This is a genomic window from Pseudomonas sp. S3_A09, assembly GCF_054668065.1.
In genome coordinates this window covers 3,640,883-3,659,484 of the sequence record NZ_CP162752.1, presented here as the reverse complement: position 1 = coordinate 3,659,484, position 18,602 = coordinate 3,640,883, and the positions used below count along the sequence as shown (strand labels likewise).

Here is an 18,602-nt window from a genome sequence, read left to right as displayed (position 1 = left end):
TGGAGTCAAAACGCCCCAGCCCCTAGAATCCCTTCACGATTACAGGAGACGACTTCATGCTGATGGTGATTTCACCCGCCAAGACCCTCGATTTCGAGACCGCGCCTGCGACCCAGCGCTTTACACAGCCGCAGTACCTGGACCACTCTCAGGAGCTCATCGAGCAACTGCGCGAGTTCAGCCCGGCGCAAATCAGCGAATTGATGCACGTATCCGACAAGATCGGCGGCCTCAACGCCGCCCGTTTCGGCAGCTGGACCCCGGCGTTCACCCCCGCCAATGCCAAGCAAGCGCTGCTGGCGTTCAAAGGCGACGTATACACCGGGCTGAATGCCGACACTTTCAGCGATGCCGACTTCTCCTACGCCCAGGACCACCTGCGCATGCTCTCGGGCCTGTACGGTCTGCTGCGCCCCCTGGACTTGATGATGCCGTACCGCCTGGAGATGGGCACCAAGCTGCCCAATGCCCGTGGCAAGGACCTGTACGCGTTCTGGGGCACACGTATCAGCGAATGGCTGAACGAAGCGTTGGCTGAACAAGGCGATGACGTTCTGTTGAACCTGGCCTCCAACGAGTACTTCTCGGCGGTCAAGCGTACAGCCCTGAACGCGCGGATCATCAACACCGAGTTCAAGGACCTGAAGAACGGCCAGTACAAGATCATCAGCTTCTATGCCAAGAAAGCACGGGGCATGATGAGCCGCTTTGTGATCGAAGAACGCATCAATGACCCGGCCAAGCTCAAGGCGTTTGATGTGCAGGGCTATCGCTTCAATGCCGAGCAGTCGAAGCCGGACAACCTGGTGTTTTTGCGCGATCACGCACCGGAATAAGGCGGCTCCGCCCGTCACCGCACGGAATATCAACTGTGGGAGCAGGTAAGCCAGCTCCCACTTTTTTATTCAGCTCACTCAGAAAATAGTCATTATTTTGACGTCAAAAAATATTCCGAAACCTCTCTAACAATTCTTTCACTCGACATTCGTCGTTTTTTTTCGTAGTGGCACCACTTTTTTTAAAGTGTAGTGGCACAAAACTATCTCCCTGTACCAACTCCCCACAACTACTGGCCCAAGTAGCAAGTGCTATCAATATAGTACCAGTGCCATCTTTCCTAATATTTCAAGAAATTTCCGGAAACAGGATGAGCGGCCTGGAACTTCGTCTAAACGCACGGCTCATACCACCGGTAACGAAATTCTCTGTTTCTGTAGGAGATGACTTACACCATGACCCAAGGAAGTAGCAAAGTTGCCCCATCAACTTTGACTCATGGGTCATAACATCAACTGATATGAGTTGAGGGCGGCGATAAGGATGAATTGCTATCCCCTATAGGCCAAGGGAGCGCTTACCCAAATGTGTCAGTGATGACACCCAAGGTGTTGATAGTTAAAGGCTTAAAGCTTCTATCTGCACCCTGAGGCACTGGCGTCGGCACCTTCCACCAGGAAGGCCGGCTGCATTTCAGGGCAAGCCCCAATAACAAGGCCAAGTTGCGCACAACTTGAGTGCAATAGTTAGTCACTCACTAATTAACATGCCTGTACGCGGTAAGTCGGCGTCTATTCGCCCAACTTCCGTGGCATCAGTGACGCTTGCAAACATGAACTCCGGCCATTAATTGGCATGATTAATACAGTCTTCAATGACAAAGAGGTAAATGCGATGCGCATCAGCATATTTGGTCTCGGTTACGTTGGCGCAGTCTGTGCCGGTTGCCTGTCTGCCCGTGGCCACGAAGTGGTTGGCGTAGACATCTCCAAGGACAAGATTGACCTGATCAATGCCGGCAAATCGCCAATCGTTGAACCGGGTCTGGGCGAGTTGTTGAGCCAGGGTATCGAAACCGGCCGACTACGCGGCACGACCAACTTCGCCGAAGCCATCCGTGATACCGACCTGTCGATGATTTGCGTCGGTACGCCGAGCAAGAAAAACGGCGATCTGGAACTGGACTACATCGAAGCGGTATGCCGCGAAATCGGCCTGGTCCTGCGTGACAAAGCCACCCGCCACACCGTGGTCGTGCGCAGCACCGTACTGCCGGGCACCGTGGCCAACGTGGTAATCCCGATTCTCGAAGACTGCTCCGGCAAAAAAGCCGGCGTCGACTTCGGTGTCGCGGTCAACCCGGAATTCCTGCGTGAATCCACCGCCATCGCCGACTACGACCTGCCACCGATGACGGTCATTGGCGAATTCGACAAAGCCTCCGGCGATGTCCTGCAGTCGCTGTACGAAGAACTCGACGCACCGATCATCCGCAAGGACATCGCCGTTGCCGAAATGATCAAGTACACCTGCAACGTGTGGCACGCCACCAAAGTGACCTTCGCCAACGAGATCGGCAACATTGCCAAGGCCGTCGGCGTCGACGGTCGCGAAGTGATGGAAGTGGTTTGCCAGGACAAGACCCTCAACCTGTCCCAGTACTACATGCGCCCTGGCTTCGCCTTCGGTGGTTCGTGCCTGCCTAAAGACGTGCGTGCCCTCACCTACCGCGCCAGTTCCCTGGATGTGGAAGCACCGCTGCTCAACTCGCTGATGCGCAGCAACGAATCTCAGGTACAGAACGCCTTCGACATCGTTTCCAGCCACGATAAACGCAAAGTCGCGCTGCTGGGCCTGAGCTTCAAGGCCGGCACCGATGACCTGCGCGAAAGCCCATTGGTGGAGCTGGCCGAAATGCTGATCGGCAAAGGCTTCGATCTGAGCATCTACGACAGCAACGTCGAGTACGCCCGTGTCCACGGCGCGAACAAAGACTACATCGAAGGCAAGATCCCGCACGTGTCGTCCCTGCTCAACTCGGACTTCGACGACGTGATCAACAACTCCGACGTGATCATCCTGGGCAACCGCGATGAGAAGTTCCGTGCCCTGGCGCATAACGCACCGCACGGCAAGCAAGTGATCGACCTGGTGGGCTTCATGGCCAATGCCACCAGCGCCGGTAGCCGCACCGAAGGTATTTGCTGGTAAGAGCAACGGCAAGTTCCGGGCTGCAAGCGTACCCATCCCCAGCGCTTGCAGCCTGGAGCCTTCTTCACCTTCGGATGACGCTTATGTCCAAGTTAAAACACGTACTGCTCCAATCCGCCGGCTGGCTGTTCTTTCTGAGCCTGCTGATGGGACTCGCCCTGCTTTTGCCGGCGAGTACGTTCGACTCCGAGTCGAAGAATTTTATTTTCCTGATTGGCGCCGTCGGCATCTGGCGCTACTCGATGGGTGCTACGCATTTCTTTCGCGGCATGCTGTTTCTCTACGTGGTCTACCCACACCTGCGCCGTAAAGTGCGCAAGCTGGGCAAAGCTGCCGACCCATCCCATGTGTTCCTGATGGTCACCAGTTTCCGTATCGATGCGCTGACCACCGCGCAGGTCTACAGCTCGGTGATCCGTGAAGCCATCGAATGTGGCTTTCCCACCACCGTGGTCTGCTCGCTGGTGGAAATGTCCGATGAGCTGCTGGTGAAAAGCCTGTGGGAACGCATGAACCCGCCGGAACACGTGAAGCTCGATTTTGTGCGTATCGCCGGTACCGGCAAGCGCGACGGCCTGGCCTTCGGTTTCCGCGCCATCTCCCGCCACCTGCCGGATGACCGCGCAGTGGTTGCGGTGATCGATGGCGACACCGTGCTCGCCGAAGGCGTGGTACGCAAAACCGTGCCGTGGTTCCAGCTGTTCGACAATGTCGGCGGCCTGACCACCAACGAGTTCTGCGAAGTGCGCGGCGGCTACATCATGAGCGAGTGGCACAAGCTGCGCTTCGCCCAGCGCCACATCAACATGTGCTCCATGGCCCTGTCCAAGCGCGTACTGACCATGACCGGTCGTATGTCAGTGTTCCGCGCCAGTGTAGTGACCGACCCGGGCTTTATCGCCGACGTGGAAAGCGACTCGCTGCAACACTGGCGCCTGGGCCGCTTCAAGTTCCTGACCGGTGATGACAAGTCCAGCTGGTTCAGCCTGATGCGCCTGGGCTACGACACGTTCTACGTGCCGGACGCGGCGATCCACACCGTGGAACACCCGCCGGAAAAGAGCTTCATCAAGGCCAGCCGCAAACTGATGTTCCGCTGGTACGGCAACAACCTGCGCCAGAACTCCCGTGCCCTGGGCCTGGGTATGCGTCGGTTGGGCCTGTTCACCAGCATCGTGTTGTTCGACCAGCGCGTCTCGATGTGGACCTCCCTGCTCGGCCTGACCGTGGCAATTATCGCCACCTTCAAGTACGGCGGCGCGTTCATCCTCGCGTACCTGCTGTGGATCGGCATCACCCGTCTGATTCTGACCCTGCTGCTGTCGTGCTCCGGCCACAAGATCGGCCCGGCGTACCCGGTGATTCTCTATTACAACCAGATCATGGGCGCGCTGGTGAAGATCTACGTGTTCTTCCGCCTTGATCAACAGTCCTGGACCCGCCAGGACACCAAACTGACCCGCGATTTGGCCAGCTTTCAACGTTGGTTCAACACCTGGTCGTCTCGGACCATGACCTTCTCCGCCGGCAGCATTTTCGTCGCCGTGTTGCTGATGATGGTCTGACCCTGCCAAGCCTGAATTAACCAAGGAATTACACCGTCATGAACAGCCAAGTAAACGCCAACGTTGTCCACGAATCCGAAGCCCAGCGCCAACATGCCCGGGTAAAAATCCCGGCCAAGCTGCGCTTCTTCAACACCGACCGCACCCAGACCGAAGCACGGGTCATCGACCTGTCGGCTGGCGGCCTGGCGTTCACCGCCACGCAGCCGCTGACCGTGGGGGAAGTGCACAAGGGTCGTCTGCAATTCGTCATCGACAACCTCGGCCTGGCCATGGATGTGGAGTTGCAGATCCGCTCCTACGATCGCCAGAGCGGCCGTACCGGTTGCCAGTTCCAGAACCTCGACGCTCAGGACATTTCCACCCTGCGCCACCTGATCACCTCGCACCTGTCCGGTGACATCGTGACCATGGGCGACGTGCTGGCGACCCTGCAACGCGACAACTTCACCAAGGCGCGCAAGGTCAAGGACGGCGGCAGCAACATGAGCGCCTTCGGCCGCCTGCGCGCCGTGACGTTCAGCCTGGCGATCTTCCTGGTCGGCCTCGCCGCGTTCGGTTTTGTCTTCAAGTCGATCTACGGCATGTACTTCGTCAGCCACGCCCAGGCAGGCCTGGTCAACGTACCCGGCATGAACGTGACCATGCCGCGCGACGGCACTGTGCAAAGCCTGCTCAAGGGTGACGGGATCGCTGCCAAAGGCGCGCCACTGGCGACCTTCAGCACCAGCATGCTGGACGTGCTCAAGGGTCACCTGGACGAAGACCAACTGCAACCGGCCAAGGTTGAAGAGCTGTTCGGCAAGCAAATGACCGGCACCCTGACGTCGCCCTGCGATTGCGTGGTGGCCCAGCAAATGGTCGCGGACGGTCAGTACGCCAACAAAGGTGATGTGATCTTCCAACTGGTGCCGCGCGGCAGCCTCGCCAATGTTGAAGCGCGCTTCACCTATCGCCAGTTCGCCGACGTTCGCCCAGGTACACCGGTGAGCTTCCAGGTGGCCGACGAAGAACAGATCCGTACCGGCACCATCGTCAGCAGCACCAGCCTGAACAGCGCCGACCTGTCCTCCGACATTCGCGTGCAGATCAAGCCTGACGCACCGCTGGACAGCACCTACGCCGGTCGCCCGGTGGAAGTGACCAGCGACCGTGGCCCGTCCCTGAACTGGCTGATCGATAAAGCCATGGCCCACGGTCTGTAAGCGAGGACATGCCTGTGACGACTTTCTCAAAAACACCGCAATCCCTGTGGGAGCGGGCTTGCTCGCGAAAGCAGTGTGTCAGCCAGCACATGCATCAACTGACAGGGCCCCTTCGCGAACAAGCCCGCTCCCACATGGGTACTGCGGCGTTGCTAGCTGTTGCAGTCAGCCTCGCCGGTTGCGCCGGCCTGCCCGACCAACGCCTGGCTAACGAAGCGTTGAAACGTGGCGACACCGTCACCGCCCAGCAGAATTACCAGCAACTGGCAGATCTGGGTTACAGCGAGGCCCAGGTGGGCCTGGCTGACATCCAGGTCGGCACCCGCGATCCGGCGCAAATCAAACAGGCTGAAGCCACCTACCGCGCCGCGGCGGACACTTCGCCCCGCGCCCAGGCCCGTCTCGGTCGCCTGCTGGTGGCCAAGCCTGGCAGCACCGAAGCCGAACACCATGAAGCCGAAGGCCTGCTGAAAAAAGCCTTTGCCAATGGCGAAGGCAACACCCTGATTCCACTGGCGATGCTGTACCTGCAATACCCGCACAGCTTCCCGAATGTGAATGCCCAGCAGCAGATCAGCCAATGGCAGGCCGCCGGTTACCCGGAAGCCGGCCTCGCCCAAGTGCTGCTGTATCGCACTCAGGACACTTACGACCAGCATCTGGATGACGTGGAGCGCATCTGCAAGGCCGCGCTGATTACCACCGATATCTGCTACGTCGAGTTGGCCACGGTTTACCAGAAAAAAGCCGAGCCGGAAAAGCAGGCCGAGCTGCTCAAGCAGATGGAAGCCGGCTACAGCCGTGGCACCGTCACTGCACAACGCGTCGACAGCGTAGCCCGTGTATTGGGTGATGCATCGCTTGGCAAGACCGACGAAAAAACCGCCCAGGCGCTGCTGGAAAAAATCGCCCCCGGCTACCCGGCTTCGTGGGTCAGCCTGGCACAACTGCTCTACGACTTCCCCGAACTGGGCGATGTCGACCAGATGATGAAGTACCTGGACAACGGCCGCGCCGCCGACCAACCGCGCGCCGAGCTGTTGCTGGGCAAGCTCTACTACGAAGGCAAGTGGGTGCCCGCCGACGCCAAGGCCGCCGAAGCACACTTCGAAAAAGCCGTGGGCAAGGAAGTGGCCGCCGATTACTACCTCGGCCAGATCTATCGCCGTGGCTACCTGGGCAAGGTTTACCCGCAAAAAGCCCTGGACCACTTGCTGACCGCTGCGCGCAATGGCCAGAACAGCGCCGATTTCGCGATTGCCCAATTGTTTTCCCAAGGCAAGGGCACCAAGCCCGACCCATTGAATGCCTATGTCTTCAGCCAGTTGGCTAAAGCCCAAGACACGCCAGAGGCCAATGACTTGGCCACGCAGCTGGAAACCCCACTGACTCCGGAGCAACGTGCCCAAGGCCAACGCCTGGTGCAACAGGAACTGGCCGCGCGCGGCACCCTGGCTCAGGGCACGCTGCAACTGCACGCCCTGGAAGAAGAAGACGGCGAGGAATCCCTATGAAGCTCAACCCATTCGTCAAGGCCGGCATCGGCCTGACCTTCGCCCTGCTGTGGTCGTGCCCTACCCTGGCCGCGCTGACCGAAGCCAAAAACTTCGGCCTGGAAGTCAAAGCCACCGCCCAGTCCGAAGATGACCGCGACCTCGGCACGCAGAAAGGCGGCGACGTCAACGGTATCGGCCTCGACCTGCGCCCGTGGATCTACGGTGAAAGCGGCGCGTGGAGCGCCTACGCCATGGGCCAGGCGGTAGTATCGAGCGACATCATCGAGACCGACACGCTGCAGCAGTCGGCGGATGACGAAAACCAGCAGACCACCAACAACGACCGCAAAACCAAGAAAAACTACTTGGCCATGCGTGAGTTCTGGGTCGGCTACAGCGGCTTCACGCCTTACCCTGGCGAGATCCTCAAGTTGGGCCGCCAACGCCTGCGCAATGACGACGGCCAATGGCGCGACACCAACATCGAAGCGCTGAACTGGACCTTCGACACCACCTTGCTCAAGGCCAACGTCGGCGTCGCTGAACGCTTCAGCGAATACCGCACCGACCTCAAGGAACTGTCGCCCAAGGATAAGGACCGTCAGCACCTCTACGCCGACGCCGCCTACCAGTGGACGCCAGGCCAGTGGATCGGCCTGCGCGCTCACCACACCCATGACGACGGCAAGCTGGACTACCCGGAACCGGGCGTCGCCACTGACTCGCTGGACAAGCGCGAGAACGGCGACCTGACCTGGCTCGGCATCGAAGCCAACAGCGACGCCTACAACTGGCGCAACACCAACACCGTCAACTATTGGGCGAGCATCACCGGTATGCAGGGCGACCGCGACACGGTCAACGCCTTGAACGCCGACGGCACCCGTCCGACCACGGCCAAGCGCAGCGATGACGTGAATGGCTGGGCCACCGACCTGGGTATCCGCCTGCGCCTGGACCCACAGTGGCAAGTCGGTGCGGCCTACTCCCGCGCCAGCGCCGAATACGAGCAGAACGGCCTGCAAAGCAACCGTTCGAACTGGACCGGCACCCAGTCCCGCGTGCACCGCTTCGGCGAAGCCTTCCGTGGCGAGATGAACAACATGCAGTCCATGAGCCTGTTCGGCTCCTGGCAGCTGCGCGAGGACTACGACGCCAGCCTGGTGTACCACAAGTTCTGGCGCGTCGACGGTAACAAGCCGGTGGGCAGCAACGGCATCGATGCCGTACAGAACAACACCGATGACGTGACCGGCGCGATCCTGTCCAGCACTTCCCTGCCGCTTGAAGACGGCAAGAAAGACCTGGGCCAAGAGATGGACCTGGTGGTCACCAAGTACTTCAAGACCGGCCTGTTGCCGGCTGCGCTCAGCCAGTCGATCGACGAGCCATCGGCCCTGGTGCGTTTCCGTGCAGGTGTGTTCAAGCCGGGCGACGCCTATGGCAGCCAGGTTGACTCGTACATGCATCGCGCCTTTGTCGACGTGATCTGGAAGTTCTGATGGGAGCCTGCGCAATGAACCCTCAAGCCCTCAAAGGCTCGGCCATGTTGGCGGCAGCGATGCTGCTGGCCAGCGCTGCTGCCATGGCCGATGTCGCGCCGCAGGCTAAAGCGCCGACCATCGCCAAAGAGCTGCAACAGGCCAAGACCTACACCATCTCCAGCCCGCCGACCGCGCCGCTGGAAATGGCCAAGCCGGCCCTGCCGGACCTGTCGGGCTATACCGACGCGGCGATGGAAAAAAGATCGTGCGCGCCAAGCCAGGCAAGATCAGCATCCGCCGCATGATGCAGGAAGATGCCCTCAAGGACTTCATCGGCGGTGACAACAAGATGGCCGAATGGGTGGTGCGCCAGCACGGCATTCCCCAGGCGATCTTTGTCGACGACGGCTACATGAACCTCAAGGACTTGCTGGGCAAGGTGCCCAAACAGTACCTGAGCGAGACATCGCCGGGTGTATTCCTGGCCAAGTTGCCAATCGTGGTCGGTCGCAAGGGCATCCTGGAAATCGATAAAAAAACCCAGGAGTTGCGCCTGTCCCAGGAAAGCGGTTCGTTCCTGATCAACGACGGCCAGCTGTTTGTGCGTGACACCAAAGTCACCGGCTGGAGCGAAAAAGCCAACGGCCCGGCGCTGTTCAAGTCGCCGAAGGAATTCCGTCCGTTTCTACTGGCGTGGGGCGGCACCGAGACTTACATCTCCAACACCAAGATGGCCAGCTTCGGCTACGCCAACAGTAAGTCGTACGGGGTGAGTATTTCCCAGTACACGCCGAACATGGCCAAGGTGCTCAAGCGTCCAGAGCCGACCGGCTGGATCATCAACTCCGAGTTCTCGGACATGTGGTACGGCTTCTACTGCTACGAGACCACGAACTTCGTGATCAAGGGCAATACCTACAAAGACAACATCGTCTACGGCATTGACCCCCACGACCGTTCCCACGGTCTGATCATCGCGGACAACACCGTCTACGGCACCAAGAAGAAGCACGGCATCATCATTTCCCGGGAAGTGAACGACAGCTTCATCTTCAACAACCGCAGCTACGACAACAAGCTCTCGGGCCTGGTACTCGACCGTAACAGCGTCAACAACATCGTGGCCGACAACGAGTTCTACCGTAACCACACCGACGGCATCACCCTCTATGAGAGCGGCGACAACCTGCTGTGGGGCAACAAAGTGATTGCCAACCGTCGCCACGGTATTCGCGTGCGTAACAGCGTGAACATCAAGCTGTACGAAAACACCTCGATGGCCAACGGCCTGACCGGGCTTTACGGCCACATCAAGGACTTGACCGACACCGACCGCGACATCGCCCTCGACCCGTTCGACGCCAAGGTCTCGCTGATCGTGGTCGGTGGTGAACTGGCGGGTAACGGCAGCGGGCCGCTGTCCATCGACTCGCCGTTGAGCGTGGAGCTGTACCGCGTGTCGATGCTGGCGCCGACCAAATCCAGCGGCATCAGCTTCAACGGCGTGCTGGGCGATCGCCAGGAAGAGATTCTCGACCTGCTGGTACGCCAGCAGAAAGCCGTGCTGATCGACCCTGTCGAACGCCAGACCGAATTGCAGGACTGAGGATGACCCTTATGCACCCACACATGATCAAACTGTTGAGCCTCTCGGGTCTGACCCTCGGCCTGCTCGCGGCCAGCCAGGGCGTGCGCGCCGACGAAGTCAAGGCACCGACCTTCACCGCCGAGCCGTGCTGCAGCCTGTGTCCGGCCGCCCACGATGCGCGCAACTACACCACGCGCTACCAGCAGAACTTCACCACCCTGGTGCAAGCCCAGGGCGACTGGTTGTTCCGGACCCAGGAAGACCTGCGCACCGAATTCGATACCACCCCGTCCGGCTACAAGCGCATGCAACAGCTGCACGATGCGTTCAAGGCCAAGGGCGTGGAACTGGTGGTGGTCTACCAGCCGACCCGTGGCCTGGTGAACCGCAACAAGCTCAACCCGGAAGAAAAAGCCAAGTTCGATTTCGACAAGGCACTGGCCAACTACAAGACCATGCTCGGCCGTTTCGCCAAGATGGGCTACGTGGTGCCGGACCTGTCGCCGTTGACCAACGAGCAACTGCCGGATGAGCTGCCAGCCCACGATTTCTACTTCCGTGGCGACCAGCACTGGACCCCGTATGGTGCCCAGCGCACGGCGAAAATCGTCGGCGCCAAAGTGCGTGCAATGCCTGAATTTGCCGATATTCCCAAGCGTGAATTCGAGACCAAAGTGTCCGGACGCATGGGCAAGACCGGCACCCTGCACAACATGGCCGGGCAACTGTGTGGCACCAGCTACGCGATCCAGTACATGGATCAGTTCTCCACCGAGCCCAAGGGCGAAGCGGGCGACGGCGACCTGTTCAGCGATTCGGGCAACCCGCAGATCACGCTGGTGGGCACCAGTCACAGTGGCAAGAACTACAACTTCGCCGGCTTCCTGGAACAGGAAATCGGTGCTGACATCCTCAACGTCGCCTTCCCCGGCGGTGGCCTGGAAGGCTCGATGATCCAATACCTGGGCAGCGAAGAATTCCAGAAGACCCCGCCAAAGATTCTGATCTGGGAATTCTCGCCGCTGTATCGCCTGGACCAGGAGACCATCTACCGCCAGATGATGGCGCTGCTGGACAACGGCTGCGAAGGCAAGACCGCGCAGATGACCGCCAGCACGACATTGAAGCCCGGCAAGAACGAATTGCTGGTTAACAGTTCGAACAAAGACCTGCGCAACGCCAACCACCAGGTTGATATCCGCTTCGCCGACCCGTCGGTGAAAACCCTGCAAGCCACCCTCTGGTACATGAACGGGCGCCACGAGGACATCAAGATCGAAAAACCCGAAACATCCGATACAGACGGGCGTTTCGCCTTTGAACTGCGCACCGATGAAGACTGGGCCTCGCAGAACTTGCTGGCCGTGGAAGTGCAGGGTCCCGAAGCGGGCGCTGCCGCGCAGAAAGTCGAAGCGAAAATTTGCACACGCAACGTATTCCCAGCCGGTGGTCAACAGACCGCCTCAACTGGGCAATGAGGTTACTTATGCAGAAGTTATTGATTCCCACGTTACTCGGCCTGGCGATGTTCGCCGGCTCAGTCAACGCCGCCGCCCCACTGCGTCCACCCCAGGGTTATTTCGCACCGATTGAAGCGTTCAAGACCGGCGACTTCAAGAATGACTGCGACGCCATGCCCGCGCCGTACACCGGCTCGCTGCAATTTCGCAGCAAGTACGAAGGCTCGGACAAGGCCCGTTCCACGCTGAATGTGCAATCCGAAAAAGCCTTTCGTGACAGCACCGCCGACATCACCAAGCTGGAAAAAGACACCAGCAAGCGGGTGATGCAGTTCATGCGCGATGGCCGGCCCGAACAACTGGAATGCACGCTCAACTGGCTGGCTACATGGGCTCGGGCAGATGCGTTGATGTCCAAAGACTTCAACCACACCGGCAAGTCCATGCGCAAATGGGCACTGGGCAGCATGGCGTCGGCCTATGTGCGCTTGAAGTTCTCCGAGTCGCACCCGCTGGCCAACCACCAGCAGGAATCGCAGCTGATCGAAGCCTGGTTCAACAAACTGGCCGACCAGGTGGTGAGCGACTGGGACAACCTGCCGCTGGAAAAAACCAACAACCACTCTTACTGGGCCGCCTGGTCGGTGATGGCAACGTCCGTCGCCACCAACCGTCGCGACCTGTTCGACTGGGCCGTGAAGGAATACAAGGTCGGCGCGAATCAGGTCGACGACCAAGGCTTCCTGCCGAACGAATTGAAGCGCCAGCAACGCGCCCTGTCGTACCACAACTACGCCCTGCCGCCGCTGTCGATGATCGCCAGCTTTGCCTTGGTCAACGGTGTGGACCTGCGCCAGGAAAACAACAGCGCGCTCAAGCGCCTGGGCGAAAAAGTGCTGGCCGGGGTCAAGGATCCGGAGATCTTCGAACAGAAGAACGGCAAAGAGCAGGATATGAAAGACCTCAAGGAAGACATGAAATATGCCTGGCTTGAGCCGTTCTGCACCCTCTACACCTGTGCGCCGGATGTGATCGAGCGCAAGCACGGGATGCAGCCTTTCAAGACGTTCCGCCTCGGGGGTGACCTGACCAAGGTCTACGACCCGGCGCATGAAAAAGGCAACAAAGGTTCCTGAGCGAACTCGGTAAAAAATGTGGGAGGGGGCTTGCCCCCGATAGCAGGGTGTCATTCAACACAGATGGCGACTGTTACACCGCCATCGGGGGCAAGCCCCCTCCCACATTTTTGAGCCGGTTTCGACAGTGAGAATGCAATACAGCCCTCCCCCGAAATCGTGGGGGGGGTTTGGGGGGGCTCTGGCCCTTGACTGTTGGTTAAACATGGAGAGATCGGGATGGTTTTCTCGTCCAATGTGTTCCTGTTTCTGTTCTTGCCGATCTTTCTCGGCTTGTACTACTTGAGCGGGCAACGCTATCGCAACCTGCTGCTGCTACTGGCCAGCTACGTGTTCTACGCCTGGTGGCGAGTGGACTTCCTGGCGCTGTTCGCCGCCGTGACGCTGTGGAATTACTGGATCGGCCTCAAGGTCGGTGCGGCAGGCGTGCGCACCAAGCCGGCCCAGCGCTGGCTGCTGCTGGGCGTGGTGGTCGACCTGTGCATCCTCGGCTACTTCAAGTACGCCAACTTTGGCGTCGACAGCATCAACGTGATGATGAAGTCGGCCGGCCTGGAGCCGTTCATTCTCACCCACGTGCTGCTGCCGATCGGGATCTCGTTCTACATCTTCGAGTCCATCAGCTACATCATCGACGTGTATCGCGGTGATACCCCTGCAACCCGCAACCTGATCGACTTTGCGGCGTTCGTGGCGATCTTCCCGCACCTGATTGCCGGCCCGGTGTTGCGTTTCCGCGACCTGGCCGATCAGTTCAACAACCGCACCCACACCCTCGACAAGTTCTCCGAGGGCTGCACGCGGTTCATGCAGGGTTTCATCAAGAAGGTCTTCATCGCCGACACCCTGGCGGTGGTGGCCGACCATTGCTTCGCCCTGCAAAACCCGACGACGGGCGATGCCTGGCTCGGCGCGCTGGCCTATACCGCGCAGTTGTACTTCGACTTCTCCGGCTACAGCGACATGGCCATCGGCCTGGGCTTGATGATGGGCTTCCGTTTCATGGAGAACTTCAAGCAGCCGTACATCAGCCAGTCGATCACCGAGTTCTGGCGGCGCTGGCACATCAGCTTGTCCACCTGGCTGCGTGACTACCTGTACATCACCCTGGGCGGCAACCGTAAAGGCACGCTGACCACCTACCGCAACCTGTTCCTGACCATGCTGCTCGGCGGCCTGTGGCACGGTGCGAACATCACCTACATCGTGTGGGGTGCGTGGCACGGCATGTGGCTGGCGATTGAAAAAGCCATCGGCCTCAACACGTCGCCGCGCAGCTTCAACCCGGTGCGTTGGGCCTTCACCTTCCTGCTGGTGGTGATGGGTTGGGTGATCTTCCGCGCCGAGAACCTGCACGTCGCCGGCCGTATGTACGGTGCGATGTTCAGCTTTGGCGAGTGGTCGCTGTCGGAACTCAACCGCGCCAACCTCACCGGCCTGCAAGTGGCAACCCTGGTGGTGGCGTATGCAACCCTGGCGTTCTTCGGCCTGCGCGACTTCTACACCAATCGTCCTGCCGAGAAGACCAAACCGGCCGACCCTAGCCTGATCAAGGCTGTGCCGGGCGACAACCCAGGCAGCATCCACGAACCCGGTTTCACCGTGGGCAAAGATGCCGCCGTGCAACCGGCCTACTGGACCGCTGACTGGCCACGCTACGCGATGCGCGCTGCGGTGCTGCTGCTGTTCGTGGCGTCGATTCTCAAACTGTCGGCGCAGAGTTTCTCGCCGTTCCTTTACTTCCAATTTTGAGGGAGCCGACCATGACCCGTTCATTACGCGTCCTCTATATCGGCCTGTTCCTGGTGCTGCTGCTGGCCCTGGGCGCCTGGTCGCTGCGCAGTTTCTTCGGCTTCAGCACCAATGCCGACGCCACCGTGCTCAACGGTCGCTGGACCAAAGCCGTCGAGACCCACTACGACGACGAGTTCCCGATCAAGCGCATGGGCACCAACCTGTGGGCGGCGCTGGACTACAAGCTGTTCAATGAAGGCCGTCCCGGTGTGGTGCTGGGCCGCGATCACTGGCTGTACAGCGACGAGGAATTCAACCCCGCCGTCAACGAAGACCAGAACCTTGAAGGCAACTACGCGCTGGTCGAAGGCGTGCGCCAGAAACTCAAGGCCCAGGGCATTCAACTGGTGATGGCGATCGTGCCAGCCAAGGTGCGCCTTTACCCGGAACATTTGGGTGAAGTGAAACCGGCCAGCATCCACGCCAACCTGTACCAGGACTTCCACGCCCGTGTCGCGGCCGACAAGATCATCGCCCCGGACCTGCTCGGCCCATTGCAACAGGCCAAGCTCGGCGGCAAGCAAGTGTTCCTGCGCACCGACACCCACTGGACACCGGACGGTGCCGAAATCGCTGCCAAGCAGTTGGCCAAGACCATCGCCGACAAGACCCCGCTCCACGGCGAGCCGCAGCGTTTTATCACCGAAGCCGAGAAGACCGAGCCGCATAAAGGCGACCTGCGTCTGTTCCTGCCCCTGGACCCGCTGTTCGAAAACCTGATGCCGCCGAAAGAACCGCTGGAAAAACGCGTCACGCACCTGGCCGAAACCCAAGGTGACGATGCCCTGTTCAGCGACAGCGAAACCCCGGTGGCATTGGTGGGCACCAGCTACAGCGCCAACCCCAACTGGAACTTCGTCGGCGCCCTCAAGCAAGCCCTGGGCAGCGACGTGGTCAGCTACGCCGAAGACGGCCACGGCCCGATCCTGCCGATGCTCAGCTACCTCAAAAGCGATGACTTCAAGAACAGCCCGCCCCAGGTGCTGATCTGGGAGTTTCCTGAACGTTATCTGCCCGTGAACAACGAAATCGGTGATGCCGACCCGTCCTGGGTTGCGCAGCTTAAACAAGCCGGTTCGCGCCAACAGAACATGGCACTGAACACCCCAGTTAAAAACCAAAAATCCGAGACGCCCGACCGGGCGCAAAACTGAAAGAGAGGTAACTCACATGACTTTCACTACAACTCCTCGTCGTCTCGCTAAAACCCTGGCTATCGCAGCCGGCCTGAGCTTCGTATCGATGTCCGCCTTCGCCGGTGGCGACGCCGCCCTCTACGGCCCTACCGCGCCAAAAGGTTCGAGCTTCGTGCGGATCTACAACGCCAGCAATCAGGAAGTCAGCGCCACTGTCGGCGCCACCAACCTGAGCGATGTCGCACCACTGGCCAGCAGTGATTTCAGCTTCATGCCCGGCGGTGACTACAGCGCCAAGGTCGGCAGCCAGACCGTGCCAGTCAAACTCGCCGCCGACCACTATTACACCCTGGTCAACAGCGGCAGCGGCCAGCCACAGCTGATCGAGGAGCCACCGTTCAAGAACAAGCAGAAGTCCCTGGTGCGCGTGCAGAACCTCAGCGACAAGGCCCTGACCTTGAAGACCGCTGACGGCAAGACCGACGTGGTCAAGGCAGTCGCTGCCAAAGGCCGTGGCGAGCGCGAAATCAACCCGGTGAAGGTCAGCCTGGCGCTGTATGACGGCGACAAAAAAGTCGGCGACGTGAAGCCGGTGGCCCTGGAACGCGGTGAAGCGGCGGTGCTGTACGTCACCGGTTCCGGTTCGAGCCTGTCGCCAGTGTGGGTGAAACGCCCGGTGTCGACCCGCTAATTATTTCCCTGAGGGAGCCGGGCTTGCCCGCGATGCAGACGACTCGGTTTGTCAGATGCACCGAGCTGATGCCTTCGCGAGCAAGCCCGCTCCCACAGAGACCGAGACAAAAACAAGAGTGAAACGACAAACCTTCGTAGCTCTGACCCAAATCGATTCAAGGAGAAACACCCATGATTCCAGTCATCCTTTCCGGTGGTAGCGGCTCACGTCTTTGGCCGCTTTCGCGTAAACAGTTCCCTAAACAATTCCTGGCCCTGACCGGCGAGCACACGCTGTTCCAGCAAACCCTGGAGCGCCTGGTGTTTGAAGGCATGGACTCCCCAATCGTGGTCTGCAACAAGGACCACCGCTTCATCGTCAACGAGCAACTGGCCGCGCGTAAGCTCGAAAGCCAGCGCATCCTGATGGAACCGTTCGGCCGCAACACCGCGCCGGCCGTGGCCCTCACCGCGATGATGCTGGTCAATGAAGGCCGCGACGAGCTGATGCTGGTGTTGCCCGCCGACCACGTGATCGACGACCAGAAAGCCCTGCAGCGTGCGCTGGCCCTGGCCACCGTGGCCGCCGAGCGTGGCGAGATGGTGCTGTTCGGCGTGCCGGCCACCCGTCCGGAAACCGGTTATGGCTACATCAAGTCCACCAACGATTCGCTGCTGCCCGAAGGCGTGAGCCGCGTCGAGCAGTTCGTGGAAAAACCCAATGAAAAACGCGCCATGGAGTTCGTCAAGAGCGGCGGTTACTTCTGGAACAGCGGTATGTTCCTGTTCCGCGCCAGCCGCTTCCTCGAAGAGCTGAAAAAGCACGACCCGGACATCTACGACACCTGCCTGCTGACCCTTGAACGCAGCGAACAGACCGCCGACACGGTGTCCTTCGACGAAGCCACCTTCGCCTGCTGCCCGGACAACTCCATCGACTACGCCGTGATGGAAAAAACCCAGCGCGCCTGCGTGGTGCCGCTGAGCGCCGGTTGGAGCGACGTGGGTTGCTGGGCCTCGCTGTGGGCCGTCAACGACAAAGACGTCCACGGCAACGTCAGCAAAGGCGACGTGGTGATCCAGGACAGCCGCAACTGCATGATCCACGGCAACGGCAAACTGGTGTCGGTGATCGGCCTGGACAACATCGTGGTGGTGGAAACCAAGGACGCGATGATGATTGCCCACAAGGACAAGGTCCAGGGCGTCAAACAGATGGTCTCGACCCTCAACGACCAGGGCCGCAGCGAAACCCAGAACCACTGCGAAGTCTATCGCCCGTGGGGCTCCTACGACTCGGTGGACATGGGTGGGCGTTTCCAGGTCAAGCACATCTCGGTCAAGCCGGGCGCGTGCCTGTCGCTGCAGATGCACCACCACCGCGCCGAACACTGGATCGTGGTCAGCGGCACCGCTGAAGTCACCTGTGACGAGAACGTTTTCCTGCTCACCGAGAACCAGTCCACCTACATCCCGATCGCCTCGGTGCATCGCCTGCGCAACCCGGGCAAGATCCCGTTGGAGATCATCGAAGTGCAATCGGGCAGCTATTTGGGCGAAGACGACATCGAGCGCTTTGAAGATATCTACGGTCGCTCGACGCCGGTTGAACGTGGCGTGTCGGTGAAAACTATCGCGCAGTAAAACAGTCGTAAAAGAAGCCCCCGTCCAGTCGACTGCGTCCCCTATCCGCAGCCGGTTGGGCGGGGGCTTTTTTATTGCACCGCCAGCCCGTTACGACGCCGGCCTGCTCCCCCAATTCGACGGGGAGTAGGCGTTGTAGTTACCCGTGTTGTTCGTGGTGCTGTCCGCGCTGTCGTATCGGCTCTTGCCAAATTCCTGAGCAGCCCTGCCGCCATATACCAAACCGGCGCCAACGGCTTTGCTCAACAGACCACCACTCATGCCAAACCTTTTCCCAAGACCTTCTGCGGCAGCCCCACCCACCATCAGTCCAGCGCCCTTCGCCTTTTCTTCGGGGCCGCCACGTAACGCTGTGGGGAAAAGCGTCGCAGCCCCTTGCAGCAGCGTTTGCCCCAGGTTGGTCAATTGTTGACTTTGCATGCGGGGCTGCGCTT

Annotated in this window: 13 protein-coding genes and 1 pseudogene; 13 read left to right on the top strand and 1 reads right to left on the bottom strand. The window is 59.9% G+C overall.

Going from position 1 to position 18,602, the window contains the following annotated elements; all coding sequences use genetic code 11:
* The first annotated feature begins 56 nt into the window (after positions 1–56).
* From yaaA to AB4N92_RS17015, 13 genes and pseudogenes are all read left to right on the top strand, one after another.
* Positions 57–836: a peroxide stress protein YaaA gene (gene yaaA, locus AB4N92_RS17075; RefSeq protein WP_010212966.1), complete on the top strand. Its 780-nt coding sequence runs from the start codon at positions 57–59 to the stop codon at positions 834–836.
* Positions 837–1,671: 835 nt separating this feature from the next.
* A complete protein-coding gene (locus AB4N92_RS17070) occupies positions 1,672–2,988 on the top strand; it encodes a nucleotide sugar dehydrogenase (protein WP_010212967.1) in 1,317 nt (438 codons plus the stop codon).
* Between the two features lie 83 nt (positions 2,989–3,071).
* Positions 3,072–4,553 carry a mannuronan synthase gene (gene alg8 / locus AB4N92_RS17065; RefSeq protein WP_032882964.1) on the top strand — a complete coding sequence of 494 codons (1,482 nt, stop codon included), beginning with the start codon at positions 3,072–3,074 and terminating at the stop codon, positions 4,551–4,553.
* A gap of 38 nt (positions 4,554–4,591) precedes the next feature.
* Complete coding sequence (locus AB4N92_RS17060) at positions 4,592–5,758, top strand: alginate biosynthesis protein Alg44 (protein ID WP_010212971.1); 1,167 nt, start codon at positions 4,592–4,594, stop codon at positions 5,756–5,758.
* Positions 5,759–5,847: 89 nt separating this feature from the next.
* On the top strand, positions 5,848–7,272 hold the full coding sequence (gene algK / locus AB4N92_RS17055) for an alginate biosynthesis TPR repeat lipoprotein AlgK (RefSeq protein ID WP_460127656.1): 1,425 nt from the start codon (positions 5,848–5,850) through the stop codon (positions 7,270–7,272).
* Positions 7,269–8,756, top strand: a complete 1,488-nt coding sequence (locus AB4N92_RS17050; protein WP_010212974.1) for an alginate export family protein — start codon at positions 7,269–7,271, stop codon at positions 8,754–8,756. The genes algK and AB4N92_RS17050 overlap by 4 nt, the downstream gene beginning before the upstream one ends.
* Positions 8,756–10,344, top strand: a pseudogene (gene algG, locus AB4N92_RS17045) (mannuronan 5-epimerase AlgG). Before AB4N92_RS17050 ends, algG begins: the two are co-directional and overlap by 1 nt.
* 11 nt (positions 10,345–10,355) lie before the next feature.
* Positions 10,356–11,804, top strand: a complete 1,449-nt coding sequence (locus AB4N92_RS17040; protein WP_010212978.1) for an alginate O-acetyltransferase — start codon at positions 10,356–10,358, stop codon at positions 11,802–11,804.
* Positions 11,805–11,812: 8 nt separating this feature from the next.
* Complete coding sequence (locus tag AB4N92_RS17035; protein ID WP_010212979.1) at positions 11,813–12,922, top strand: mannuronate-specific alginate lyase; 1,110 nt, start codon at positions 11,813–11,815, stop codon at positions 12,920–12,922.
* A 219-nt stretch (positions 12,923–13,141) separates the two neighbouring features.
* The gene (locus AB4N92_RS17030; RefSeq protein ID WP_010212981.1) at positions 13,142–14,674 is read left to right on the top strand and encodes an MBOAT family O-acyltransferase; all 1,533 of its coding nucleotides are present in this window, start codon (positions 13,142–13,144) and stop codon (positions 14,672–14,674) included.
* 11 nt (positions 14,675–14,685) lie between these two features.
* Positions 14,686–15,870: an alginate O-acetyltransferase gene (locus AB4N92_RS17025; RefSeq protein WP_236266861.1), complete on the top strand. Its 1,185-nt coding sequence runs from the start codon at positions 14,686–14,688 to the stop codon at positions 15,868–15,870.
* Positions 15,871–15,886: 16 nt separating this feature from the next.
* Positions 15,887–16,543, top strand: a complete 657-nt coding sequence (locus tag AB4N92_RS17020; protein ID WP_021491856.1) for an alginate O-acetyltransferase AlgF — start codon at positions 15,887–15,889, stop codon at positions 16,541–16,543.
* Between the two features lie 173 nt (positions 16,544–16,716).
* Positions 16,717–18,168, top strand: a complete 1,452-nt coding sequence (locus tag AB4N92_RS17015; protein ID WP_010212986.1) for a mannose-1-phosphate guanylyltransferase/mannose-6-phosphate isomerase — start codon at positions 16,717–16,719, stop codon at positions 18,166–18,168.
* 90 nt (positions 18,169–18,258) lie between these two features.
* On the opposite strand, the gene AB4N92_RS17010 is transcribed toward AB4N92_RS17015, so the two are convergent.
* Positions 18,259–18,588, bottom strand: a complete 330-nt coding sequence (locus tag AB4N92_RS17010) for a hypothetical protein (RefSeq protein ID WP_010212989.1) — start codon at positions 18,586–18,588, stop codon at positions 18,259–18,261.
* Positions 18,589–18,602 lie beyond the last annotated feature (14 nt).